Origin of the sequence: Sphingobium limneticum (assembly GCF_008710155.1) — a bacterium.
Classification (GTDB): Bacteria; Pseudomonadota; Alphaproteobacteria; order Sphingomonadales; family Sphingomonadaceae; genus Sphingobium; species Sphingobium limneticum.
Map to the genome: position 1 here is coordinate 61,725 of NZ_VYPZ01000004.1, position 23,695 is coordinate 85,419.

Consider the following 23,695-nt stretch of genomic DNA (forward strand, 5'->3'; position numbering starts at 1 on the left):
TCCCTCAAAATCACTCAGAAGGCGTCCGGCGCGCGGGCGGGCATGGAATCGAGGCGGCAAAAGCCATTGTCCCAATTCCAGCTGCCACCCTGCACGATGCAGTCGCCCGCCCGGAACAAGCCGAAATGCCAGGCGAGGGCGGCGAGGATGACCAGAGCGAGGATGATCAGGACTTTGCGAGGGGCGCGTTTCATGGGGCGCAGATAGGGCGGCGCGGGCCTGAAGAAAAGATGGGTTCGCGCGGAGGCGCGGAAGGCGCGGAGAGAAAGAGGGGAAAGGTGCCGCCTTTTGCGGTTTTTGGGGCGGCTTTTTGGGAGGATGGGACATGAAAGAGGAGATGCTGGCGCGGCTGGTCGCGCAGGCGGAGGGGCGGCCGATGGATATGGTCACCGTCCGCGCGCTGATCGAGGAGGCGAGCGATCTGGGGGCGGAGCGGGCGTTGGAGCGGCTGGGCCTGGCGGACCGGCGCGCGGAGGGCGATGTGCGGGAGTTGCGCGAATTGCTGTCCGCCTGGCGCGACGCGAAGAAGGCGGCGCGCGGGGCGGTGATCGGTTGGGTCGTGCGGATCGCGATGGCGATGATCCTGCTGGGGATTGCGGTCAAGGTGGGGCTGGTCGGGTTGGTGCGCGGATAGCCGCGTGCTTCGACAGGCTCGGGACGAACGGGGGTGAGGGATGGAGGGCGATGTGCGCTTTGCCGGCTATGCGGCGATATTCGACCGGGTGGACCGGGGCGGCGATGTGGTGCGGGCGGGGGCCTTTGGCGCGATCGATCCGGCGGGCGTGCCTTTATTGTGGCAACATGGGCCGGGGCAGGTGATCGGTGTTGTGGAAAAGGCGCTGGAGGACGCGCGGGGGCTGCGCGTGATCGGCCGGGTGTCGCGGCGCACGGCGGCGGGGCGCGAGGCGGCGGCGGCTTTGGCGCGGGGGGCGCTGGACGGGCTGAGTTTTGGGTATCGGGTGCGGGTGGCACGGGGCGTGGGGCCGCGCGAGTTGCTGGGGCTGGACCTGGTGGAGGTCAGCCTGGTGACGCATCCGATGCAGGATTTGGCGCGGGTGGTGGCGGTGGAGGGGTAGTGTTTTCCCCCTCATCCAACTTCGCCTAGCCAGCAGGCTAGCATGGCTTCGTATCCTTCTCCCCCGAGGGAAGAAGGTTTTTTATGTGACGCCCAGCCATTGCAGGCCGCCGGGTAGTATAGTCGAGTTGTAGGACGGGGTTGGGGTGGCGGCAAGAGCGCCGATCCCCCTCTCCAACTGCGTCTAGGCGGCGCCGCCGCCAAGACTTCGTATCCTCTCCCCTGAAGGGGCGAGGAAAATATGGGCGGTCCATCTGGGCCGCCCTTTTTTGTGGAGACGGGTATGACGGATCAGGTGGTGGATAGCTTGGAAGCCAGTTTCGATGCGGTGTTGCAGGGGGAGCGGATCGAGGGGTTGGAGGGTGAGATTGCGGCGCTGAAGGGGGCGTTGCTGGCGCAGCAGCGGCCGGCGCTCGATGGGGTGAAGGGTGGCGCTGTCGATCCCGCGCGGGCGGCGTTCGTCGATCGCTATTTGCGGCAGGGGCATGAGGCGGGGGTCGAGTTGAAGAGCTTTTCGGGCGCCAGCGGCGCGGCGGGGGGCTATGCGGTGCCGCGCGAGATCGATCAACTGATCGGATCGACGCTGAAGGGGATTTCGCCGATCCGCGCCATCGCCAATGTCGTGCGCACCGGGACGGCGGGCTATCGCAAGCTGGTGAGCGCGGGCGGCATCGTGTCGGGCTGGGCGAGCGAGACGGGCGCGCGGGCCGAGACGGGGACGCCGAGCTTCAACGAAATCGCGCCTCCGGCTGGTGAATTGTTTGCCAATCCGGCGGCGTCGCAGGCCATGCTGGACGATGCGCAGTTCGATGTCGAAGCCTGGCTGGCCGGCGAGATTGCGCGGGAATTCGCGGTCGCGGAGGGGGCGGCCTTCGTCAGCGGCAATGGGACGAACAAGCCCAAGGGCTTCCTGACCTATACGACCACCAACGAGGCGGACAGCGTGCGTGCGTTCGGGTCGCTGCAATATGTGGCGTCGGGCGCGGCGGGCGGCTTTGCGGCTTCGAACCCGCAGGACAGGCTGATCGACCTGGTGCAGAGCCTGCGTGCGCCGTACCGGCAGGGGGCGAGTTTCGTGATGAACGGCGCCACGCTGGCGGCGGTGCGCAAGATGAAGACGAGCGACGGCGCGTTCATCTGGCAGCCGGGGCTGACGGGCGGGCAGTCCGCGACGTTGCTGGGCTATCCGGTGGTCGAGGCCGAGGACATGCCCGATATCGCCGCGAACAGCCTGTCGATCGCCTTCGGCAATTTCCAGGCCGGCTATGTCATCGCCGAACGCAGCGACACGAGCATCCTGCGCGATCCGTTCAGCAACAAGCCGTTCGTGCATTTCTATGCGGTCAAGCGGATCGGCGGCGCTGTGGCCAATTCGGAGGCGATCAAATTGATGAAGTTTGCGGCTTCTTGATGACGGGAGGGGGCGTGCTGCCCCCTCATCCAACTGCGCCTAGCCAGCAAGCTGGCAAGGCTTCGTATCCTTCTCCCCCAAGGGGAGAAGGTTTGGGGGGAGGCTTTTGGGCTTTCCCCCCTTTTTCTGGGGGGGTGGCTGTGGCGATCACGGGTTGGGAGATGGCGGATCTGGTGCGTGAGGTGTGTCTGGATGCGGGGGCGGGGCCGCTGATGCTGGGCGGGGCTTTGCCGGGCTATCGTGGTTTTGCGGCCGCGATCAGTGTCGGTGCGACTTTCCCTTATGTGATTCAGGGGGTGGTCGATCCGGGGCAGTGGGAGGCGGGACGCGGGACGATCAATCCGGGCGGGCGGCTGGTGCGGGTGCCGCATGCCTCTTCGGCCGGGGGCGAGGCGGTGGATTTCGTCGCGGGGGAGAAGCATGTCGGGCTGGCGCTGCATGCCGACTGGGTCGCGCGGGTCGAGGGGCATGGCCATGGGATCGAGGCGATCGAGGGGCTGGCGGCGGCGATCGCGGCTGGCCCTGCTGGCGGTGCGCTGACGAAGGTGGATGATGCCAATGTCAGGCTGACGCTGGGCGGTGAGGCGGCGACGGCGTTGCTGACGCCGGCGTCGATCAGCGTGAGTTGGTCGGGACAGTTGGCGGTGGCGCGCGGCGGGACCGGGGCGGCGAGCCTGACCGGCTATGTGAAGGGGAATGGCGCAGCGGCGATGAGCGCGAGCGCGACCATCCCCGCGAGCGACATCAGCGGGCTGGGCAGCATGGCGGCGCAAAATGCCTCGGCGGTGGCGATCGGTGGGGGGACGGCGGTCCTGTCCGCCTTCAGCCTGACGCCGGCGTCGGGGCCTGCCCATGCGGCGGTGAGTGCGGTTAACGGGCAGAGTGCGGCGCTGTCGCTGGGCACCGGCGGGGTGGAGATGTCGCGGGTCGAGCGCATGGCGAGCGCCAATAGCGGGGGCAATGCCGGGTCCGACTTCGCGTTGCGGCGCATGGATGATGGCGGCGCGGCGCTGGGGACGGCGATCGCGATTTCGCGGGCGAGCGGGGCCATCAGTTGCAGTGCGAGCAGCGCGCCCGTCCTGTCGGCGGCGCGGACGGGGAGCAATTTCAATTGCTGCTTTGCGGCGCAGACCAGTGCGGGGACGCTCTATTTCGGCAATGCGGATGGGACGCGCTTTGCCATCGGGCCTAACAGCAACCTGGCGGTGTCGCCCTATCTGACGGCGAGTGCGACCAGCTTTGCCATCGGCGCGAGCGTGGAGACGAGCTTTGCCAGCGGCGGGCGGCCATTGACGGATAATGGGCTGGCATGGGGCACGGCGGCCTATCGTTGGTCCACCATTTATGCCGCAAGCGGGACGATCAATACATCCGATGCGCGGGCCAAATGCGATGTCGGCGCGGCGGATGCGGCGCTGATCGAGGCATGGGGCGCGGTCGAATGGCAGCGCTATCGCTTCGTCGAGGCGGTGGCGGAAAAGGGCGAGGATGCGCGCTGGCATATGGGGCTGGTGGCGCAGCAGGTGCGCGACGCGATCGACCAGCAATTGGGTACGGGCGCGGCGCTGCGATGGGGGCTGGTGTGCCACGACAGTTGGGAGGCCGTGCCCGCGCAGGACGGGGTGCCGGCGCGGGCGGCGGGCGACCGGTGGGGACTGCGATACGATGAATGTTTCGCGCTGGAGGCGGTGTGGCAGCGGCGGGCTATCGCGCGGCTGGAGGCAAGATTGGCTTTGCTGGAAGGGGAAAGCGGCCATGCTGGCGGGTGAGGCGATCGGCGCGGGCGCGCTGGGCACGGTGCGGGTGACGGGCCTGTGGCGGGGGCCATGGGGATGGGGCGTGCGGCCGGGGTTGGAGGCGCGCGTGGGAACGCGGGACGGCGCGATGCGGCCCGAAGCGAATAAGGGGAGCAAGGTGCGATGAGCCTGACTGTCAAAGACCCGCAGGCGGGGGTGGATCATGCGATCGACTGGTCCGCCTATCTGGCGGGGCAGAGCCTGGTGGCGAGCCTGTGGACGGTGGCGCCGCAGGAAGAAGGCGGGCTGGCGATCGAGGCGAGCGCGTTCGAGGCGCAGCGCAGCAGCGCGCGGGTGAACGGTGGAATTGTTGGGCGCGTCTATCGGCTGACCAATCGCGTCACCTTGTCCGACGGGCAGGTGGATGAACGGTCGGTGACGATGCGGGTGGAGGAGCGCTGAAAGCGATGGTGGACGAGAGCGAGAGCGGGGCGCTGGCGGCATCGCTGGCGGAGTTGAAGGCCTATTTGCGGATCGAGACGGCGGGCGAGGATGCGGTGCTGGCGGGCTTGCTGCGCAGCGCGGCGGCGTTGTGCGAGCAGTTTACCGGGCAATGGCTGGTGCGGCGCGCGGTGGGCGAGACGGTGGCATGCGATGGCAGCTGGCAAAGGCTGGCCGCACGGCCGGTGGCGGCGATCGACGAGGTCGAGGCGGTGGATGGCGAGGGCGTGGTGCTGGCGTTGCCGGTGGAGGCCTATGCGATCGACATCGACGCAGCGGGCGACGGATGGGTGCGATCGACGCGGGCGCGGGCGGGCGAGCGGTTGAAGATACGCTATCGCGCGGGAATGGCGGCGGAGATGAATGGGCTGCCGGAACCGCTGCGGCAGGGGATCGTGCGGCTGGCGGCGGAGCATTTTTCGGCGCGGGGGGCGGAGAGCGCGGCGCCGCCGGCGGTGGTGAGCGCGCTGTGGCGGCCGTTCCGGCGGATGCGGCTGGCATGAGGGGGCGATTGGTGGCGCTGTTGGAGGCGCGGGCGGCGGCGCGGCGGATGCGGATCGTGGCGGCGTTGGGGGATATGGGCGTCGAGGCTGTGGTGGAGGGGGAGGATGTGCGGGCGTCCGGGGCTGGGCTGATGGGGCGCTGGTGGCGGGATCTTGGGCTGCGGGACGCGGGGAGGGACCGGATATGAGCGCGGAAGTGGTGGCGCGGGCGGCGGTGATCGCGGCATTGCAGGCGGACGGGGCGCTGATGGATGGGCTGAATGGCCTGTTCGATGGCGATCCGGGGCGGGCGAGCGTGCCCTATGCCTATGTCGATGTCTGTATCGGGGCGGACTGGGGCGGGAAGAATATGGACGGGCGGGAGGTGCGGATCAGTCTCGCGCTGCGCGTGGGGGATGAGGCGGCACGGTGGCTGGGCGACATGATCGCGCGGATCGATGCGGTGGTGGCGGGGCTGGGCGTGCAGGATGGGTGGCGGATCGTCACTGCGCGGCTGGTGCGATCGCGGGTGGCGCGGGAAGAAGGGCGCGACGGGGGGCGGGCGCCTGCGGGATGGCGGGCGGTGATCGACTATCGGTTGCGGATGGTGCGGGAGGGGTGAGGGGTATCACGCCGTAGGCATTTAGAGTCTGATGGCTTGAGACGGATCCATTACGTCATCGCGAGCGGAGCGTGGCGATCCACTGTCGCGCTTGTGGATCGCCACGCTTCGTTCGTGCCTCTGCGAGCCTTATTTTGGTTCGCGCGGAGGCGCGGAGACACGGAGGCGTTTTGCCTTGCTCCGCGGCTCCGCGGCTCCGCGTGAATAATTTGCTGCGTGCGGCGCCATGACTGCCTGCGGCGCCATGACTGCCTTCGTCATGCAGGGCTGGACGCGGCATCCTGTTTTTTCTCGCTCATAGTGCGGGAAGAAAGCGGGGCCCCGGATCAAGTCCGGGGTGACGGCTTCTGGCGATGTCAGGCGCCATGATTGTCGCGGTCAGCGGGGTTGGCTGCTTTCTTCATATTCGCTGGTGATCTTGTCGACATATTCGCTGATCTGGTCGTCCGCGTCCGAATTGGCGGCGGCGTCGGACATCTTGTCGGCCTTGTCGGAGGCGACGATCGCCGAGCGGAAGGCGGCTTCCTTGTCGGCGCAGGCCTTTTTGGCTGCCGACTGGAAATCGCCGACGGCCAGCTTCTTGTCGAGGGCGGGCTGGACCTGGGCGCTCAGGCATTTGGAAAAATCCTTGCGCCCGGTGCCGACCGCGTCGGCGGACGGCGCGGTGGCCAGCATCATCATGAGCGAAGCAGCAACAATCATACAGACCTCTCCATAAGCGGCGCAGGACGGTTGCGACCTGATGGTCGGGCCGGCGCCGAGTCCCCTAATTTTTCGCGATTTTCCGGGTGGGAACAGGGTGTTGCCCGCGTCGGGATCGCTTGTCGGGAGAATGCGCCATGGGCGTCGAAAAGGGAAGTACGTTTCTGTTGAAAGTGGGCGATGGCAACATGCCTGCAACATATGCGACCGTGGCCGGCATGCGGACCACGCAGCTGTCCGTCAACGGCGAGGCGGTGAACATCACCAGCAAGGATTCGGGCGGCTGGCGCGAATTGCTGTCGGGCGCAGGGGTGCGGTCCGTCAGCGTATCGGCGGCGGGGCTGTTCACGGGCTCTGCGGCCGAGGTGAGGGTGCGCGGCCATGCGCTGGCCGGGACGATCGAGCAATATGAGCTGAGTTTCGAAAGCGGCGAGCGGATGCGCGGGCGATTCCTGGTCACGCGGCTGGACTATGCCGGCGATTATAATGGCGAGCGCAATTATGCGCTGAGCCTGGAAAGCTCAGGTCCGGTGGTGAGCGAATGAGCGCCGGGGTGGCGAACCCCGCGCGCGGGGAAGCGGCGCTGGATCTGGGCGGGGAGCGGCTGGCGCTGCGGCCGAGTTTCGGGGCGCTGGTGGCGGCGGAACAGGAATTGGGGCCGCTGTTCGATCTGGTCGAGCGGGCGGCGGACGGGAAATTGTCGCTGGCCGATCTGGTCGCGCTCTTCTGGCATTGTCTGGTGGATCGCGACGCGCTGAGCCGCGAGGCGCTGGGCGAGGCGATCGTCGCGGTGGGGCTGGCGAAGGTGACGCCGGTGCTGAAAGCGATCTTGCAACAGATATTGGCGGGAAAATGACGCGCTTTGCCGATGCGGCGGGGCGGCTGGCGGGGGTGGCCGGGTGGCTGCTGGGCTGGCGGCCCGATGAGTTCTGGCGCGCGACCCCGGCGGAACTGGCGGCGGTGTTGCGCGCGGCGCGGGGGGAGGAAGCGGCGGAGGCCGGGGTGGATGGGGCGGAGTTGGGGCGGTTGATGGGGGTGATGCCGGATTGAGGGCATGACGGTGAGTGTGTGGGGCACGCCCCCACCCCAACCCCTCCCCTGAAGGGGAGGGGCTTTTCAGGTTGAAAGGCAGTCATATGGACGAGGACATCGAGACTTTGGTGGTGCGGGTGCGGGCCGATACGCAGGGGCTGAGCCGGGATGTCGAGGCGATGCGGGCGGGGCTGGAGGGGCCGCTGGGTGAGGGGGCGGACCGGGCCGGGCGGCGGATCGAGCAAGGGCTTATGCGGGCGGTGCGGACCGGCAAGTTCGGGTTCGAGGATCTGCGGCGGATGGCGTTCAGCGTGCTGGACGAGATTGCGGCGAGTGCCTTGCGGTCGGCCGTGGGTGGCGGGGGCAGTGCAGCCGGTGGGCTGGTGAGCCTGGGGGCGTCTTTGCTGACGTCGGCGCTGGGGCTGCCGGGGCGGGCGACCGGTGGGCCGGTGGCGCCGGGGCGGGCCTATATGGTCGGTGAGCGGGGGCCGGAAATGTTCGTGCCGACGTCGAGCGGGCAGGTCGTCGCGCAGGGCGGCGGCGGGCGGGACGTGCGGGTGAGCATCGCGGTCAATGGCCGGGGTGGCGAGAGCGAGCCGCGCTTGCTGGCGCGTAGTGCGCGGCAGGTGGCGCGGGCGGTGAAGGGGGCGCTGGGCTGATGGTCGGGACAGGATATTGGCTGGCGGACAAGCGGCGGGGGCAGGAGGCGCGCTGGATCAAGCGCTTTGCCGCGACGCACTGGACCGTCAATTTTCCGCGACCGATGATGGCGAGCGTCGTGACGACCGCGCCGGACGCGGTGCGGGTGGATGCGGTCTTCTATGGGTCGGGGGATCTGGCGGGGCTGATCTGGGACGCGGCGGATGGGTGGAGCCATCCTCTGCTCGCTTATGAGACGCGACGGGATTTTCGGGATTGCACCCTGTCCTTTCGCTGGCGCAGCGGGGGCGTGCGCAGGCTGGACGAGACGCATGGGCCGACGCTGACGATCGAGGGGCGGGATGCGGACGGTGCCCCGCGCGCCTGGTATGTGCGCTTGTGGAACTATGCGAGCGGTGGGCCGGAAGATGCTGTCATCAGGCTGGATTTTGCGGCGCTGACGGGTGGTTTCGACCTGCCCGAGGATGATGACCCGGTGTGGGCGGGGGATGTGGACCGGATGTTCATATCGCTGGTGCCGCCCGGCTATGATGAGGGGGATACGCCCTTTGCCGCTGCGGTCGAGGGGTGGGCGGAGCTGAGCGAGATTGCGTGCGAGGGCGCGGGGTCGGTGCTGGCGATCGGCGACGTGATGCTGCCCGAACATGGGCTGTCGATGGCGACCGGCTATGACGATTGTTTCAACCAGACGCCCGAGCGGGTGGTCGGGGCGATCCATGCGCTGGGCTATCGCGGGGCGATCAACCATTATGTCGGGATGAGCCACTATTTCCGACTGGAGCGGCTGGGAGGCGGGCTTTACGTCAGCCTGAGCGGCGGGGTGCTGAATGCGGCCTGCGCGGCGTGGCATCGGGACTTTGCGGTGCGGGCGAAGGCGCTGGGCTTCGATGTCATCTGGTCGCTGTCCTATGAATTGTTCGATGCGCATTGCAGGAACGACTGGAAGCAGCGGGCGGAGGATGGCGCGCCGGCGCTGACCGGATGGGTGCCGCCGTCCACTTTGCTGTCGCCGGCACATATGGGCGCGATGGCCTATTTGCAGCAGGTGGCGGGGGCCTTTGTTTCCATGGGGTTGGAGGCGGGGTTGCCGATCCTGTTTCAGGTCGGCGAACCCTGGTGGTGGGTGATGCCGGGGAATGGGCGGATATGCGTCTATGACGATGCGGCGCGGGCGGCACTGGGCGGGGCCGTGGTGTCGATCCCCAGTGTGTGGGACGATCTGGATGCCGGACAATGCGCGCTGCTGGATGCGGCGGGGGCTTTGCTGGCGGCGTCGACGGCGGCGCTCTGTGCGTCCGTGAAGGCGGTGGCGCCGGGGGCGGTGACGCATTTGCTGGCCTATCTGCCGACCATATTGGACCCGCGCGCGCCGGAGGCCAAGCGGGCGAACATGCCGGTCGGGTGGGCGGCGCCGGCCTTCGATATACTGCAATTGGAAGATTATGACTGGGTGACGGAAGGGCGGCCCGGCCTGACGGCGAAGGGCGTGGCGGCGGCGACGGCACGGCTGGGCTATCCGATTGCGGAGCAGCATTATCTGGCGGGGTTCGTGCTGCTGCCGGAGCAGGCCGCGCAATGGGGGCTGATCGCCAAGGCGGCGCAGGCGGCGGTGGCGCGGGGGACAGCGCAGACCTTCATCTGGGCGCTGCCGCAAGTGTGCCGTGATGGCTTTACCTGCTTCAGACAGGGTGGGGAGGATGATGTGGAAGCCTTTGACGATATAGTCTTTCCGATCGCGATGGGCAGCCAGGCGAGCGTGTCGCCGGCCTTTTCGACGCAGATCGTCGAAAGCCCTTCGGGGCATGAGCGGCGCAGCGCCGATTGGGCGGATGCGCGCCTGTCCTTCGATGCCGGGCCGGGGGTGCGGTCGGAGGCGGATATCGCTGCGCTGATCGCTTTCTTTCGGGCGCGGCGGGGTGCGGCGCGCGGGTTTCGCTTCACCGACCCCTATGACGATCGCAGCTGCGTGCCGGGCGTGGCGCCGGGGCCGATCGACCAGCGGCTGGGCGTGGGCGATGGGGTGATGACCGCCTTTCAGTTGATGCGCCATTATGGCGCGGGCGACGAGGCGCAGGGGCGGATCATCACGCGGCCGGTGCCGGGTAGCATCCGTGTGGCGGCCGATGGCGTGGAACGGACCGAGGGGTGGAGTCATGCGGGGTTGGGCGTGATCGCGTTCGACACGGCGCCGGGCGCGGGCGTGGTGCTGACCGCCGGATACCGGTTCGATGTGCCGGTGCGCTTTGCCGAGGATCGGCTGGACATCAACCGCGCGACCTTTGCCGCGGGCGAGGCGCCTTCGGTGATGCTGGTGGAGATACGCGAATGAGCGGCGTTATAATGAGTGATGGGGAGCGGCTGAGCGAGCCGGTCAATACGCTGGCTTTCTGCTGGCGGATCGAGCGGCGGGATGGGGTGACGATCGGTTTGACGAGCCATGATCGCGATCTGAGCATCGGCGGGCTGAGCTATCGCGCGGCGCCGGGGATGACGCCGTCGGCGGTGCGGAGCGGCATCGGGCTGCAGGGGGAGGATAGCGATGTGGCGGGCGCGCTGTCGAGCGACGCCATCAGCGAGGCGGACCTGATGGCCGGGCGATGGGACGGCGCGGCGCTGGAGGTGCGGCTGACGCAGTGGGAAGCGCCGGGCGCGCTGTGGCTGTTGCTGGCGCGGGGCGAGATGGGCGCAGTGGCGCGCAAGGGCGGGGCATTTACGGCGGAGCTGCTGGGCGCGGCGGCGGTGCTGGGCGGGCCGGTGGCGCCGTCGACTTCGCCCGATTGCCGGGCGCGGCTGGGCGATACGGCCTGCCGGGTCGATATGGCGGGGCGGCGGCGGATCGTGGCGGTCGGGAGTGTCGAGGAGGCGGAGGTCTTGGTCGGGGGGCTGCCGGCGGGGGCTTATGCGTTCGGGACTTTGCGATGGCTGGGCGGGGCCAATGCCGGGTTGGTGCAGGGGGTGGTGGATAATGGCGTGGACGGCGTGACGCTGAGCGATCCGCCGGCCTTTGCGGTGGCGGCGGGGACGCTGGCGCTGCTGAGCGAGGGATGCGACCGGCAATTGGCGACCTGTGCCGGGCGCTTTGGCAATGCGGTGAATTTTCGGGGCGAACCCTATCTGCCGGGGATGGATTTGCTGACCCGCTATCCGGGCGCATGAACAGCGTGGTCGAGCGGGCGCGGGCGATGATCGGCGTGCCGTTCCGGCTGCATGGGCGGAGCGAGGCGGGGCTGGATTGCGTGGGGCTGGCGGCGGTGGCGCTGGGGCGGGAGGCGCCCTGCGCCTATGGGCTGCGCAGCGGGGATGTGGCGCGGGCCGAGGGCTGGCTGCGCGCGGCGAGTTTGCGGTTGGTGAATGTGGGGCGGCCGGGTGATCTGGCGCTGGTGCGGCCGGGGCCGTTGCAACTGCATCTGATGATCGGGACCGGGGCGGGCTTTGTCCACGCCCATGCGGGGCTGGGGCGGGTGGTGGAGATGCCGGGGGTGTCGCCGTGGCCGGTGATCGGGTGGTGGAGAGCGGAATAGATCAAAGGTCCGTTCGTTTCGAGCCCTTCGACTGCCTGCCAAGGCAGGCGCTCAGGGTAAACTAAGTCGAGAGACATGAAGCGCAGCGCTTGCCGCTTCTCGACACGCTCGAAGCGAACGGAGGTTTTGGGGACATTTCGGGGAGGGACATATGGCGACGGTGGTGCTGACGGCGGTGGGGACGGCGCTGGGCGGGCCGGTCGGGGCGGCGATCGGGGGATTGATCGGCAATGTCATCGACCATCAGATCCTATTCAAGCCCAAGGGACGGGAAGGCGCGCGGCTGGCCGACCTGCAGGTGCAGACGTCCAGTTACGGCACGCAGGTGCCAAAGCTGTTCGGGACGATGCGGGTGGCGGGCACGGTGATCTGGGCGACGGACCTGAAGGAAGTGCAGAGCCGGAGCGGCGGCGGCAAGGGGCGGGGGAGCGTGACCAGTTATAGTTACTCCGCCAGTTTTGCGGTGGCGCTGTCGGCGCGGGCGATCGGGCAGGTCAGGCGCATCTGGGCGGACGGCAATCTGCTGCGCGGGGCGGCGGGGGATTTCAAGACGGAGGTTTCCGCCTTTCGCGTGCATGGCGGTGGAGAGGATCAGGCGGTCGATCCGCTGATCGCGGCGGCGCAAGGCATTGGGGTGACCCCGGCGCACCGGGGGATCGCCTATGTCGTGTTCGAGGATCTGGCGCTGGCCGATTATGGCAATCGGATTCCGTCGCTGACCTTTGAAGTGGAGGCCGATCACGGGCCGGTGGCGATCGGTGCGGTGGCCGGGGCGTTGAGCGACGGGCGGCTGGGTGGTGAGGGGCTTGCGCAAGTGGCTGGCTTTGCCGCGAGCGGGGGCGATGTGCGGGCGGCGATCGCGCCGCTGGTCGAGGCCTATGGGCTGGCGCTGCGGTCGGATGGCGCGGGATTGCGGCTGGCGGCAGTTGGTGACGGGGCGGAGGGCGCGATCGACGCGGATGGGCTGGCGAGGCGGGTGAACGGACGGGATGTCGATCCGGCCGAGCGATCGGGCGCGGCGGCCGATGCCGTGCCGGTGGCGCTGAGCCTGCGACATCATGATGCTGCGCGCGACTATCAGGCCGGGGTGCAGCGGGTGACGCGACCGGGGGCGGGGCGGCAGGAAGTGGGCATGGACCTGCCCGTGGTGATGGCGGCGGACGATGCGCGCGCGCTGGCTGCGGCGCGGCTGGCGGATGGATGGACCGGGCGGGCGACGATGACGCTGCGTTGCGACTGGCGGGCCCTGGCGCTGACGCCCGGTGCGGTGGTGGAGGTGGCGCAGGTGCCGGGGCTGTGGCGGATCGAGGAACGGGAATGGGAGGCGATGGCGGTGCGGCTGGCGCTGCGACGGGTGCCGGGGGCTGGCGGAACTTTGCCGGCGGGGGCTTCGTCCGGCGCGATCGTGCGGCAGGTGGATGCGCCCCATGGGGTGACGCGCCTGATGCTGGCGGACCTGCCGCCGATCCGCGACGGGGTGGCGAGTGCGCCTTTGCTGGTCGCGGCGGCGAGCGGCGGGGCAGGCTGGCGCAGTGCGGCGCTGTTCGTGATGAGCGAAAGCGGCGAAGCGATGCCGATCGGGCGCAGCGCGTTGCGGGCGGTGATGGGGGTGGCGGACGATATATTGCCGCAAGGGAGCGCGACGCTGGTGGATCGGCGTCATTCGTTGCGCGTCACGTTGTTGGCCGACGATATGATGCTGGGTGGCGCGGACGAGGCGGCGTTGGGGCAGGGGCGCAACCTGTGTCTGGTGGGGGGCGAGTTGATCCAGTTCGAGCATGCCGAGCGGATCGGGGCGGATCGCTATCGGCTGAGCGGGCTGCGCCGGGGGCTGCGTGGGACAGAATGGGCGATGGCGGGGCACGGGCCGAGCGAGCCGTTCCTGTTGATCGAGGAGGATCGGCTGGTCGAGCCGCTGGCGGCGATGGGCCGTGTCGGGGAACCGGGCGCGATGGCGCGCGTGGCGGCGCTGGGCCTGGGCGATGTCGCGCCGGTGGAGGCGGCGATGACCATCGAGGGGGCCGCGATCGTGCCGCCATCGCCGGTGCATCTGACGGTGCGGGGCGAAGGTGGCGGATGGCGCATCGGCTGGATCAGGCGCAGCCGGGCGGGATGGCGATGGAATAGCGGCGGCGACGTCCCGCTGGGCGAGGAGGTGGAGCGCTATGCCATCCGCCTGCTGGACGGCGGGGCTGTGGTACGCAGCGCCGAAAGCGGGGTGCCGCAATGGACCTATGACGCGGCGATGGTGGCGGCCGATGGCACCGCCGGGCGATCGCTGGTCGTGGAGGTGCGGCAGATGGGGACGCTGGCGCCGGGGCGGGTGGCGGCGATCGACTTTGTCGCCTGAGGCGAGGGCGACTTCGTCGCCTGAACGGAACCAAGAGGAGAATGGGTCATGGACGGAACGGCGCGATGGGCGCTGCCGCTGCTGTTTGCAGGGCAGGCGCAGAAGGAAATCACGCATAATGAGGCATTGGTGCTGATCGATGCGCTATTGCACGGACGGGTGGAAAGCGCCGATCTGGCCAGTCCGCCGGGGACGCCGCTGGTGGGGCAATGCTGGATCGTGGCGGATGGGGCAACGGGCGACTGGGCCGGGAAGATGGGGGCGATCGCGCTGTGGACCGAAGGCGGATGGCGCTTTGTTCCGCCGCGTGCGGGCCTTTGCGTCGCCGTCGCCGACCGCGATCACCGTGTTTTTCACGACGGGACAGAATGGCGGGCCGGGGCGATCCGCCAAGACGGCGTCTACCTGAACGAAGATAAAGTGGTGGGCGCGAGAATGGCGGCAATCGCAGGACCGGTCGGTGGCGGCGTGATTGACGTGGAGGCGCGATCCGTCGTCGCAGACATTCTGGCTGCCTTGCGCGGTCATGGGCTGATCGCCGCCTAATATTACGCCAATATGTTTTTCTTGTTGCGGGTGTGCGTCAATAGCCTAGGATTTCTTGGTATTGGCCGGGCAAGCCTGTCTCTGTCGGGTTAGTGCGTTATTTTTGCAACGGTTTCACTAATTGTGGACTTGCCATGAAACCTTCTCCCGATTACAGGGTTTCAGCAGTCCTTCGTGACACTCTTGAAAGGGGAATTCAAATGCGGAAGCTTGCCCTCGCGGCTGCGCTTGCGACCACTGCCCTGGCCACCCCGGCCATGGCGCGTGACAACAGCTGGTATGTTGGCGTCGACGCCGGCGTCCTGCTGGTCGAAGACCAGGACATCACCTTCACGCCCGGCAACGGTGCCGCTGCCAGCAACACCATCTCGGGTGTTGACTATCACAAGGGTTATGACTTCGACGCCAACATCGGCTACGACTTCGGCGGTTTCCGCCTTGAAGCCGAAGCCGGCTACAAGCGCGCCAAGGTCGACCTCGACGAGAGCGGCTTCGGCGGTTCTGCCTCGGCTCTCTCGTTCATGCTGAACGGCTTGCTCGACTTCGGTCCCGATGACGGCCTTCAGGGCTTCGTCGGCGGCGGTGTCGGCGTTTCGCGCGGCAAGCTGGCCAACAACCTGGTTAACGACAGCGACACCGGCTTCGCCTGGCAGGCGATCGCAGGCGTTCGTTACCCTGTGACCGACCATGTCGACGTTTCGCTGAAGTATCGCTTCTTCAACCAGGACGATATCAAGCTGATCCCGGCATACACCACCATCGGTGGCCCGGCTGGTTCGACCGCAGACACCAAGCTGCGTACGCACAGCCTGCTGCTCGGCCTGACCTACAACTTCGGTGGCGAACCGGCTGCACCGCCGCCGCCGCCCCCGCCGCCCCCGCCGCCCCCGCCGCCCCCGCCTCCGCCGCCGCCGCCGGTTGCAGAGTGCAACCCTGGCCCGTACATCGTGTTCTTCGAATGGGACAAGTCGGACATCACGCCTGACGCCGCCACCATTCTGGACAACGCGGTTTCGGCCTACAGCAGCTGCGGCAGCGCCCAGGTCATGCTGGCCGGTCACGCTGACCGTTCGGGTTCGGCCTCGTACAACGTCGGCCTCTCGCAGCGCCGCGCTGACTCGACCAAGGCCTATCTGGCCTCGAAGGGTATCCCTGACGGTGTCATCACCACGCAGGCCTTCGGTGAATCGAAGCCCCGCGTCGACACTGCCGACGGCGTTCGCGAAGTCCAGAACCGTCGCGTGGAAATCAGCTACGGTCCGGGTTCGGGCCAGTAAGCCGATCTCCATTCCTCGGAATGGAATACAGAATTGGGGGCCGGTCGCAGGATCGGCCCCTTTTTCTTGTTCCGGGCACACGGAGCAGGGCGCCGATATGATGGCGTAAGGCGCGGTGCGCCCGGGAATGCATCGGGAAAATGCATCAGGGAAGTGTATCGGTGAAATATGTGCTGAGGGATGATTGCAGCGGATGGCCGGTTTCTGCCGGCCTGATGGAGCATGCTATCTTTGCATGACGCCAAGAATGGCATGATAGATTTGGCATAGCGCAACAGCGTGACGTCGATCAGCGCGCGCTGGGTCCAATCCGGTGCGGGTCGCGCGATCTGGAGCGGAGTCCGATCCGATTGCATGTGGGAGGGCTGCCCCGTGCTTTCGATGTGCCGGATGATCTCGACCAGCAGGTGAATCCTCTTGCTTGGACAAGGCTGCAGGTCTCTGTCGTCGCATCCATTTTAAGCGCGGAGCGAATGTCGGTGTCGCTCATAGCGGGTTCCGCTTTTTCCGACGATGCGTGGGGCGCCAAGGAAGGGGAGGGCATCTTGCCGCGGGCCAGCGGTTTGCGTGCTTGGTTGCTGGGAGTCGATCCGGGTGAAGGATCCTAGTCTCTGCGCCGTCGATGTGAGGGAACGGGCGCGCGGCCTGGCGCATGTCTCTTGAAAATTGCGGCGATTGATCGCGCCTTTCGTACCGGATTGCTGACGACGGGGCGGACGTCACGCGCTCTTTTCATTATTGCGACGCAAAATCATGTGACTAGGTGAGTCTTGCCGTGACAATTCGGTTCGAATGGGCAACAAAAAGGCCGTTGTCGCGTTCGCGTACATATCCGTGCTTTTCTCCCTAGGAGCCTGCCATGAAATTTCTTGCCCTTGCTGCCGCTTTGCCTTTCGCCCTTGCCACATCGGCCTGTGCGACCGCAGCCGACACGCCCGCCGCACCGACCGCTGCGGCCAAGCTGGCTGCCGGCGATGGCGCCGCGCGCGGCACGGCTAGCGTGACGCAGGCGGCCGACGGCCTGCATGTGCTGGTCAAGGCCATCGGCGTGACGCCCGGCATCCACGCGGTCCATATCCACACGACCGGTCAGTGCACCGGCCCCGATTTCACCAGCGCCGGTGGCCATTGGAACCCGACCGCGCACAAGCATGGCAAGGATAATCCCGCCGGCCCGCATATGGGCGACATGCCCAACATGACGGTCGGATCGGACGGCACGGGCGCGATCGAATATGTCGTGGCCGGCGGCACGATCAGCGAAGGCGCGTCGCCGTTGCTGGACACCGATGGTGCGGCGATCGTGATCCACGCGCAGGCGGACGATTATGCCACCGACCCGACCGGCAATGCCGGCGGCCGCGTGGCATGCGGCGTGCTGACCAAGGGGTAAGGCCTGCGCTGCGCCCCGGCGCAGTATGGGTGATCGAGGGCGCCCGGATCGCTTCCCGACAGGGAGGTGGTTCGGGCGTCCTGTCGTTTGGCCGGGGCTTTGGGAAGGTGCGATGGGGTTGGTCGCGTTGCGGGCAGGTTCATGGCATGGCTTGCCGGGTTAGGAATTCTGGGCCGTTAGACATGTTGCCGCCGTCGTTGCGCGGACCAGATGCGCGCCTGAAGCTTGGGTGGCGCCGGGCGCTATGGTCCGTCGGTTTCATGATGGCCTGTCGGTCAGACGGGTGGGGCGTTCCTGCATTGTCCGCGCTGCTGTTCGGGACGTCCTTGGTATCGGCTGAAAATCGGATAGTCTTGCGCAGGACAGGAGGTGGCGATGGCCGATGACGCGGATATCCGAACAGGGCAATGCCATTGCGGGACGGTGCGGTTCGAAGTGACGCTGAGCGATGGGTTGAACAGCGCCCGGCGCTGCACCTGTTCCTATTGCCGGATGCGTGGCGCAGTAGCGGTTTCAGTGGAATTGGGCGGCATCCGCTTCCTGCAGGGTGAGGATGCGCTGACCAGCTACCGGTTCAATAGCGGGGTGGCGCAGCATTTCTTTTGTGCCCGGTGCGGCATCTACACCCATCATCAGCGACGATCGAACCCCAATCAATATGGCGTCAATGTCGCGTGCCTGGATGGGGTCAGTCCGTTCGATTTCGCGCAGGTGCCGGTGGTCGATGGGGTGAATCATCCCAAGGACACGAACGCGCCCGCGAGACTGGCCGGGACTTTGCGTTTCGTTCCGGCAGAATAGCTGGCTTGTCAGTCCATGCCGCCCAGCGTCCTGCCGCTGGCCGGATAATCCTCCACCGGATGATAGCTGGCGCCGCCATGGCCGACGCGGCTTTCATAGAGGGTGAAGCCGTCCACGCGGAAGAGCGGGCCGGTGAGCGCGGCGTGGCGGGCAAGGAAGGGCGCGACGAAGGCGCCGGTGCGGCCGAAGCGGGCGAGGGTGATATGGGGGAGATAGGCGCGGCTTTCGGGCGGCATGCCGGTCGAGACGCAGGCGCGGTCGGCTTTTTTATGCAGCCGTTCGAGCGCGTCGCGGGGCTGGACGCCGGCCCAGAGCGTATCGACCACGCCCTTGCGATCGAAACTGCCGACGCTCGACAATTGGATGTCGAACGGGGTGAAGCGGATGGCGGCGAGGGCGTCGGCGATATCGTTCGCCTGGTGCCGGTCGACTTCGCCGATGAAACGCAGGGTGAGGTGAAGCTGGGCGTCATCCTGCCAGCGGGCATTGTCGACCCCCATCATCAGCGAGAGGAGGTGGGTGCGCTGATCAGCGGGCGGGCGGATGGCGACGAACAGGCGATGCATAGGGATCTATATAAGGGCGTTTGTGACAATTGCTTGTGGGGTTTTGGAGGGGAAGGTGGTGATCAGCTCTGTTGCCCCGGATCTTTCGACAGGCTTGATCCGGGGAGCGTTTTCGATCGTCAGCGTTTGCGGAGAAGCGGGATGCCGGGTCGAGCCCGGCATGACGGAAGAGGGGGAGAGGTCGAAAACGATCAGAGGCGGACTTATCGCGATCCTTCCCATCGGCTTCATAGCCGTCACCCCAGCGAAGGCTGGGGTCTCAGGCAGTAGTAGAAGGAGGCCAGCCGTCTTGTGCTATCCGTTGACGCAATGTGCGCCTGCCTGAGATCCCCGCTTTCGCTGGGATGACGGTATTCTAGGTGTTAAACTCAAAACCCGCCAGTCCGCTTCCCACCATACTGACAATCCGTGCTGCCCTGCCGCTCCTCGGCCCATGACATTTGCTGTCCGGATCATGACGAAGCGTCCATTCGTGCGGGTTTGGCTTGAAGTTGGGGGGCGATGGGCCGATAATGGGTGGGTACCGGCACCGATGCCGGCAAAGGAGAATATTTTCATGGCCAACTGGTCCGATCCCCGTTCCGACAGCCCTGCCGGCATGGCGGGCTTTGGCGGCGCGACGGCGGCGCGTGGTGCGGCGTATGACGCCGGGCTGCGCAAATATATGCTGTCGGTCTATAATTATATGGCGAGCGGCGTGCTGCTGACCGGCATCGTGGCGCTGTTGTTCGCCAATAGCGGCATGGCCTACAGCGTGTTCGCCGGCCCCGGCATCCTGAAATATATCGTGATGTTCGCCCCGCTGGCATTCGTAATGGTGCTGAGCTTCGGCATCAATCGCCTGTCGACCGGCGCGGCGCAGGCGCTTTATTGGGCCTATGCGGCGGTGATGGGCGTGTCGCTCTCCTACATCTTCCTGGCCTATACCGGCACGTCGATCGCGCAGACCTTCTTCGCGACGGCCGCCGCCTTCGCGGGCCTGAGCCTGTGGGGTTACACCACCAAGAAGGATCTGTCGGGTTTCGGCACCTTCCTGATCATGGGCGTGGTCGGCCTGTTCGTGGCGAGCCTGATCAACATCTTCATGAAGTCGAACGCGATGAGCCTGGTCATCAGCGGCGTCGGCGTGCTGCTGTTCGCGGGTCTGACCGCTTACGACACGCAGAAGATCAAGAGCATCTATGCCCATGTCGCGGGCACGGACATGATGGGCAAGTCGGTGGTGATGGGGGCGCTGAACCTCTATCTCGACTTCATCAATATGTTCCTGTTCCTGCTGCGCCTGTTCGGCGATCGTCGCTGATCGCATAGCGGATATGATATGAGGAAGGCCTGGTGGAGTGATCCGCCGGGCCTTTTTTGTTGGAGGCTCGTTCGCTACCCACCCCTTGCCCCCTCCTTGGGAGGGAGGGGGGAAGTGAGGTCAGCCCTTCTTCTGCATTTCGGCAATGAGGGCGCCGTCTATGTCCTTCTGCCGCTTATAGGCGGGGCGTTCCCGCAGGCGGGTGGCGTAGGCTTCCAGCGCGGGGCTGGAGGGGATGGTCTTGAAGCTGAGGCCCCAGTCGATCTGTGAGCCGACATAGACGTCGGCGGCGGTGAATTGCTCGCCGCAGATCCAGGCATCGCCCGCGACCGCGGTTTCCAGTGCGGCGATGGTGTCTTCGAAGCTGCCATAGCCGGCGGCGCGTTCGCGGCCTTCGGGGACGACGAAACCCATCGCCTTGTTGGTGACGGCAGCCTCGACCGGGCCGGCGGCGAAGAAGAGCCAGCGATAATAAGAATGGCGGTCGGTGGGCGGTGGGGCGAGGTCGGCGTCAGGGAAAGCGTCGGCCAGATAGGCGCAGATGGCGGCGCATTCGGTGACGGTGCGGCCGTTGTGGACGATCGCGGGCACCTTGCCCATCGGGTTGATGGCGCGATAATCGGCGGCCTTCATACCGTCTTCGCCATAGGCCAGGATCACCGTGTCGTAAGCGGCGCCGACTTCCTCCAGCATCCAGCGGGCGATCTGGCCGCGCGACATGGGGTTGGTGTAGAAAATGAGGTCAGAGGGCATGGCTTCTCTCTCCTGAATCGAGGCGGGGAAGGTGGCGCATGCGGAGGGCGCGTGCCAGCCTGTTTCTCGACCAGAATATGCGTCCTCCGTTCGTCATGCGTAGGGACTGCGTGAAATCGAGGGCACCTGACCCTTCGATACGCCGCTTCGACTTCGCTCAGCGGCTACTCAGGACGAACGGGAGAGGCTTTCTAACAGCCCACGCCCATGGCGCTGCCGAGCATGCCGCCGAGGCCACCGCCGCACTTCTTCTTTTTCTTCTGCTGTTGCTGCCGGGCGGGGGTGTCTTCGCCCTCATCGCTGCCGGAGTCGCTCATCATGGCGCCCATGTCCGGGCCGTTCAGCATCCACATGGTGTTGGCGCGATAGCGGACGCGGGCGATCCATTCGGGTTTCCACGCGATTTTCGGATCGGCGGGGCGCGGGGGATAGGCGAAGTTCGCTTCCGGGCCATAGGCATAGAGGCTGCCCATCAGCATTTCTCCGCCTGCCTGGGTGACGGCGGCGGGGACGGTGCAACTGGTCTGGCTGGGCGGCATGACGATTTTCTGGGCGATCATTTTTTGCACGGCGGCGGGCGACATCCAGTCCCAGACCGGGCCGCCGAACGCCTGGGTCGCGGAAGAGGCCCACCAGACCATGTCGCCATTGTCCTGCGCGCCGAAGGTCCAGGCGTAGTAGCCGGTCGCCTGGGGCAGGCCATTCCAACTGAGGATCGTGGCGCCGCCGGCGATCTTTCGCGCGGTGCCGGTGATGGGGGGCATGAAATCCTGCTTCAGGTTGAAGGCGATGTCGGGGCTGTAATTACCCGCGATGCGATGGTCGCCGAGCAGGGAGCTGCTGGCGGAGACGGTCTTGCGCGTCTGCGCATTGGGCCAGTCGCCATAGGTCTTGCTGTTGGTGACGCGGACTTGCCATTCCTGCGGAATCGACGCGCCGCTCATGTAGAGGCCGGGCGGGATCTGGCCCCTGGCGACCTTGGCAAAGTCGATGATGACGGGCTGGCCCGCGCCCACGGTGGCGCCACAGCCCCAATAGATGAGCAGGCGGCCCTTGGGACGCTCGCCGGGGATGGGTTGATCCTCGCTGGGCGGGATGCGCGGGGTGACGAGCGGGACGGAGGCGCCAAGGGCTGCCCCGGCGGGCATGAAATGCTCGGCTGCAGGCGCACCGCCGGTGGGCGCGCGCGTAGAGCCGAGGCGCAGGACGAGTTCGTGCATCGGCTTGTTGCCGCCGCCCATCATCATGCTCATGGCCGCGCCCATGCCGCCGCCGCTCCCCATGGCGGCCATGCCGGACATGGTGCCGGCGTCGATCGTGTAGCGGGCGATGGGGCCGGACGCCTGCTGACTGGAGCCGGGGGCGGCGAGGAGCGTGAAGGATGCGAGAAGCAGCGCACCGCGAGCGGGGCGCGAGGTCAGAATTTTGCGCACAACATCTATTCCTTATGGTGAACGGAAGAGATGCGACCTTTTTTCTGGGATGCGGGATCGTAGCAGAGATTCAGGGGCGCTTGAAGCGACCTTCGCGCAGGAAATGGGCGACCTGATCGGCGACCGGGCGGGTGTAGATCATGGCGGTGTGGGCGACGGGCATGACGAGATGGTCGGCCTGGCCATCGACATGGGTAGCGGCAACGCTGACCTTGCCGTCATTGGGGGCGCGGAAGACGAGGTGGGGCAGGGCGCCGATCATCGGGCGATCGCCGGCGATGATGCCGAGGGGATAGTCGATCGTGCCGAACAATGCCTGCGTGGCGGCGTCGCGCCGGGTACGCAGGAGGAGGCCGGCATGGTTCAGGATCGGGCGGTCGAGGCGCAGGCGGTAGAGCAGATCGGCCAGTTCGCTGCCGCCATTGGGCGTGCCGAGCATGACGACGCGGCCGAGTTGGGCGGGGCGATGGCGCGCGAGATAGGCGCGTAGCAGCAGGCCGCCCATGGAGTGGCCGACGAAATGGATGTGCCGTGCGGCGGAGGCCGGGGCGGCGGTGATGCGCTGGTGGAGGTGATCCAGCACGCGTTCGATGGGCCAGCGCCAGCTTGGGTAGCCGATATTGGCGACGGTGTAGCCGGCCGTGCGCAGGCGTCGGGCGAGGAGCGCGGTCTGGATGGGGAGGCCGCCGAAGCCGTGGAGGAGGATGACGGCGTCAGTTGTCGCCATGATTATCTTCGTCGCCAAGCGGCTCATAGTCTCCCGTCTCGAAATTGCGTAGCCATGCCGAACCGACCGGGCTGTCGATCAGGTGCAGCCAGCTGTCATCAGCGTTCAACACTTTCCCGATGGCGATATAGTCGTGCTTGCGGGCATGAAGTTGCTCGTCGTTCAGGTCGCGATAGTCGCCTCTGATGCGCCATCCGCTGTCGGGATATTTGTCGTCTTCGCCGCCCATGTCTGGCTCGTCGCGATAGATATAATAGACCGGTACACCCTCATCGAGCACGCAACTGTCGACCATGCAGCGATCCCAATATTCGCGTCGAGGCAGTTCGGGCTGGGCTTCTCTGTCGCCTTCGTAGATGAGGTCTATGATGTGGAAGGGCTGGAATGTAAGGCGACTGCCCTCGCGCAATTGCGGCATGTCGCATGGCGTGTTCGCCAATGCGCCGGTCCAGCCTTCTGGCGCGATGTTTTCCACCTCCGCCCACATCCGCTCCGCATCCCATTCCGGACCGGGAGGATGGCTACGGATGACAAGCTTTACTAGATCGCCGGGCCGCAAGGCAGCGATCCGCTCGGCTGAGGGCAGGAAATAGGTGTAGGGCGCGTCCGCCTGAATCGGACGGGGATCGTCTATCGACCAGGAGCCGAAGGCGCGGCGGCGCAGATTGTAGAGACGGTGTTTGAGGCCCATGTGGTGCGAAACTAGCGCGGGCTTACGAGAAGGCAAGGTTGCTGGAACGACGGCAGGCAATGTTGATTTTACAGCGTCGCGCCCCTCATCCAACTTCGCCTAACGCGCTGTGC

General features: G+C 66.8%; 29 protein-coding genes. 22 read left to right on the forward strand and 7 right to left on the reverse strand.

Translation table 11 applies throughout. From position 1 onward, the window contains the following. Positions 1-14 precede the first annotated feature (14 nt). Positions 15-194: a hypothetical protein gene (locus tag F4U94_RS06575; protein WP_120250376.1), complete on the reverse strand. Its 180-nt coding sequence runs from the start codon at positions 192-194 to the stop codon at positions 15-17. 131 nt (positions 195-325) lie between these two features. Here F4U94_RS06575 and F4U94_RS06580 point away from each other — a divergent pair, with 131 nt between their 5' ends. From F4U94_RS06580 to gp17, 9 genes are all read left to right on the forward strand, one after another. Then, on the forward strand, positions 326-634 hold the full coding sequence (locus F4U94_RS06580; RefSeq protein WP_120250375.1) for a DUF6127 family protein: 309 nt from the start codon (positions 326-328) through the stop codon (positions 632-634). Positions 635-674: 40 nt separating this feature from the next. Then, positions 675-1,076 (forward strand): HK97 family phage prohead protease, encoded by a 402-nt coding sequence (locus F4U94_RS06585; RefSeq protein ID WP_120250374.1) that lies wholly within the window; start codon positions 675-677, stop codon positions 1,074-1,076. Between the two features lie 282 nt (positions 1,077-1,358). Continuing rightward, complete coding sequence (locus tag F4U94_RS06590; protein ID WP_120250373.1) at positions 1,359-2,486, forward strand: phage major capsid protein; 1,128 nt, start codon at positions 1,359-1,361, stop codon at positions 2,484-2,486. A gap of 140 nt (positions 2,487-2,626) precedes the next feature. Next, complete coding sequence (locus tag F4U94_RS06595) at positions 2,627-4,255, forward strand: tail fiber domain-containing protein (protein WP_120250372.1); 1,629 nt, start codon at positions 2,627-2,629, stop codon at positions 4,253-4,255. After that, the gene (locus tag F4U94_RS24320) at positions 4,242-4,409 is read left to right on the forward strand and encodes a hypothetical protein (RefSeq protein WP_170271911.1); all 168 of its coding nucleotides are present in this window, start codon (positions 4,242-4,244) and stop codon (positions 4,407-4,409) included. The genes F4U94_RS06595 and F4U94_RS24320 overlap by 14 nt, the downstream gene beginning before the upstream one ends. After that, complete coding sequence (locus F4U94_RS06600; RefSeq protein ID WP_120250371.1) at positions 4,406-4,684, forward strand: phage fiber-tail adaptor protein; 279 nt, start codon at positions 4,406-4,408, stop codon at positions 4,682-4,684. The genes F4U94_RS24320 and F4U94_RS06600 overlap by 4 nt, the downstream gene beginning before the upstream one ends. Positions 4,685-4,689: 5 nt before the next feature. Then, on the forward strand, positions 4,690-5,226 hold the full coding sequence (locus F4U94_RS06605) for a head-tail connector protein (RefSeq protein ID WP_120250370.1): 537 nt from the start codon (positions 4,690-4,692) through the stop codon (positions 5,224-5,226). After that, positions 5,223-5,414 (forward strand): hypothetical protein, encoded by a 192-nt coding sequence (locus F4U94_RS06610; RefSeq protein WP_197716441.1) that lies wholly within the window; start codon positions 5,223-5,225, stop codon positions 5,412-5,414. The genes F4U94_RS06605 and F4U94_RS06610 overlap by 4 nt, the downstream gene beginning before the upstream one ends. Next, positions 5,411-5,827, forward strand: coding sequence for a tail completion protein gp17 (gp17, locus tag F4U94_RS06615; protein WP_120250368.1), 417 nt, complete (start codon positions 5,411-5,413; stop codon positions 5,825-5,827). Before F4U94_RS06610 ends, gp17 begins: the two co-directional genes overlap by 4 nt. A 378-nt stretch (positions 5,828-6,205) precedes the next feature. On the opposite strand, the gene F4U94_RS06620 is transcribed toward gp17, so the two are convergent. Beyond that, positions 6,206-6,529, reverse strand: coding sequence for a hypothetical protein (locus F4U94_RS06620; RefSeq protein WP_120250367.1), 324 nt, complete (start codon positions 6,527-6,529; stop codon positions 6,206-6,208). 137 nt (positions 6,530-6,666) lie between these two features. Between F4U94_RS06620 and F4U94_RS06625 the strand changes: the two genes are divergently transcribed. The 12 genes from F4U94_RS06625 (at position 6,667) to F4U94_RS06680 (ending at position 18,109) form a co-directional block, all read left to right on the forward strand. After that, positions 6,667-7,074, forward strand: a complete 408-nt coding sequence (locus F4U94_RS06625; protein WP_120250366.1) for a phage major tail protein, TP901-1 family — start codon at positions 6,667-6,669, stop codon at positions 7,072-7,074. Further along, positions 7,071-7,385, forward strand: coding sequence for a gene transfer agent family protein (locus F4U94_RS06630; protein WP_120250365.1), 315 nt, complete (start codon positions 7,071-7,073; stop codon positions 7,383-7,385). The genes F4U94_RS06625 and F4U94_RS06630 overlap by 4 nt, the downstream gene beginning before the upstream one ends. Next, entirely contained in the window at positions 7,382-7,579 is a 198-nt protein-coding gene (locus F4U94_RS06635; RefSeq protein WP_120250364.1) for a phage tail assembly chaperone, read from the forward strand. The genes F4U94_RS06630 and F4U94_RS06635 overlap by 4 nt, the downstream gene beginning before the upstream one ends. Positions 7,580-7,665: 86 nt before the next feature. Beyond that, on the forward strand, positions 7,666-8,220 hold the full coding sequence (locus tag F4U94_RS06640; RefSeq protein WP_120250363.1) for a tail tape measure protein: 555 nt from the start codon (positions 7,666-7,668) through the stop codon (positions 8,218-8,220). Then, on the forward strand, positions 8,220-10,550 hold the full coding sequence (locus F4U94_RS06645; protein ID WP_120250362.1) for a DUF2460 domain-containing protein: 2,331 nt from the start codon (positions 8,220-8,222) through the stop codon (positions 10,548-10,550). The genes F4U94_RS06640 and F4U94_RS06645 overlap by 1 nt, the downstream gene beginning before the upstream one ends. 11 nt (positions 10,551-10,561) lie before the next feature. After that, the gene (locus tag F4U94_RS06650; protein WP_120250361.1) at positions 10,562-11,377 is read left to right on the forward strand and encodes a DUF2163 domain-containing protein; all 816 of its coding nucleotides are present in this window, start codon (positions 10,562-10,564) and stop codon (positions 11,375-11,377) included. Continuing rightward, on the forward strand, positions 11,374-11,742 hold the full coding sequence (locus F4U94_RS06655) for an NlpC/P60 family protein (RefSeq protein ID WP_120250360.1): 369 nt from the start codon (positions 11,374-11,376) through the stop codon (positions 11,740-11,742). The genes F4U94_RS06650 and F4U94_RS06655 overlap by 4 nt, the downstream gene beginning before the upstream one ends. A gap of 151 nt (positions 11,743-11,893) precedes the next feature. Further along, positions 11,894-14,092 carry a phage tail protein gene (locus F4U94_RS06660; RefSeq protein ID WP_120250359.1) on the forward strand — a complete coding sequence of 733 codons (2,199 nt, stop codon included), beginning with the start codon at positions 11,894-11,896 and terminating at the stop codon, positions 14,090-14,092. Between the two features lie 48 nt (positions 14,093-14,140). Next, complete coding sequence (locus tag F4U94_RS06665; protein WP_120250358.1) at positions 14,141-14,638, forward strand: DUF2793 domain-containing protein; 498 nt, start codon at positions 14,141-14,143, stop codon at positions 14,636-14,638. A gap of 200 nt (positions 14,639-14,838) precedes the next feature. Next, positions 14,839-15,915, forward strand: coding sequence for an OmpA family protein (locus tag F4U94_RS06670; RefSeq protein ID WP_120250357.1), 1,077 nt, complete (start codon positions 14,839-14,841; stop codon positions 15,913-15,915). Positions 15,916-16,774: 859 nt separating this feature from the next. Continuing rightward, on the forward strand, positions 16,775-17,308 hold the full coding sequence (locus F4U94_RS06675) for a superoxide dismutase family protein (RefSeq protein ID WP_120250356.1): 534 nt from the start codon (positions 16,775-16,777) through the stop codon (positions 17,306-17,308). Positions 17,309-17,683: 375 nt separating this feature from the next. Beyond that, positions 17,684-18,109 (forward strand): GFA family protein, encoded by a 426-nt coding sequence (locus tag F4U94_RS06680; protein ID WP_120250355.1) that lies wholly within the window; start codon positions 17,684-17,686, stop codon positions 18,107-18,109. 8 nt (positions 18,110-18,117) lie between these two features. Here F4U94_RS06680 and thpR read toward each other — a convergent pair whose 3' ends face one another. Continuing rightward, the gene (gene thpR, locus F4U94_RS06685; protein ID WP_120250354.1) at positions 18,118-18,675 is read right to left on the reverse strand and encodes an RNA 2',3'-cyclic phosphodiesterase; all 558 of its coding nucleotides are present in this window, start codon (positions 18,673-18,675) and stop codon (positions 18,118-18,120) included. Between the two features lie 556 nt (positions 18,676-19,231). Between thpR and F4U94_RS06690 the strand changes: the two genes are divergently transcribed. After that, on the forward strand, positions 19,232-19,978 hold the full coding sequence (locus tag F4U94_RS06690) for a Bax inhibitor-1/YccA family protein (RefSeq protein ID WP_120252084.1): 747 nt from the start codon (positions 19,232-19,234) through the stop codon (positions 19,976-19,978). Positions 19,979-20,098: 120 nt separating this feature from the next. Here F4U94_RS06690 and F4U94_RS06695 read toward each other — a convergent pair whose 3' ends face one another. From F4U94_RS06695 to F4U94_RS06710, 4 genes are all read right to left on the reverse strand, one after another. Beyond that, positions 20,099-20,731 (reverse strand): glutathione S-transferase family protein, encoded by a 633-nt coding sequence (locus F4U94_RS06695; protein ID WP_120250353.1) that lies wholly within the window; start codon positions 20,729-20,731, stop codon positions 20,099-20,101. 191 nt (positions 20,732-20,922) lie between these two features. Further along, the gene (locus F4U94_RS06700) at positions 20,923-22,164 is read right to left on the reverse strand and encodes a hypothetical protein (protein WP_120250352.1); all 1,242 of its coding nucleotides are present in this window, start codon (positions 22,162-22,164) and stop codon (positions 20,923-20,925) included. 70 nt (positions 22,165-22,234) lie between these two features. Continuing rightward, positions 22,235-22,891, reverse strand: a complete 657-nt coding sequence (locus F4U94_RS06705; protein WP_120250351.1) for an esterase/lipase family protein — start codon at positions 22,889-22,891, stop codon at positions 22,235-22,237. Continuing rightward, entirely contained in the window at positions 22,878-23,582 is a 705-nt protein-coding gene (locus tag F4U94_RS06710; protein WP_120250350.1) for an immunity protein Imm33 domain-containing protein, read from the reverse strand. Before F4U94_RS06710 ends, F4U94_RS06705 begins: the two co-directional genes overlap by 14 nt. Positions 23,583-23,695: the final 113 nt, after the last annotated feature.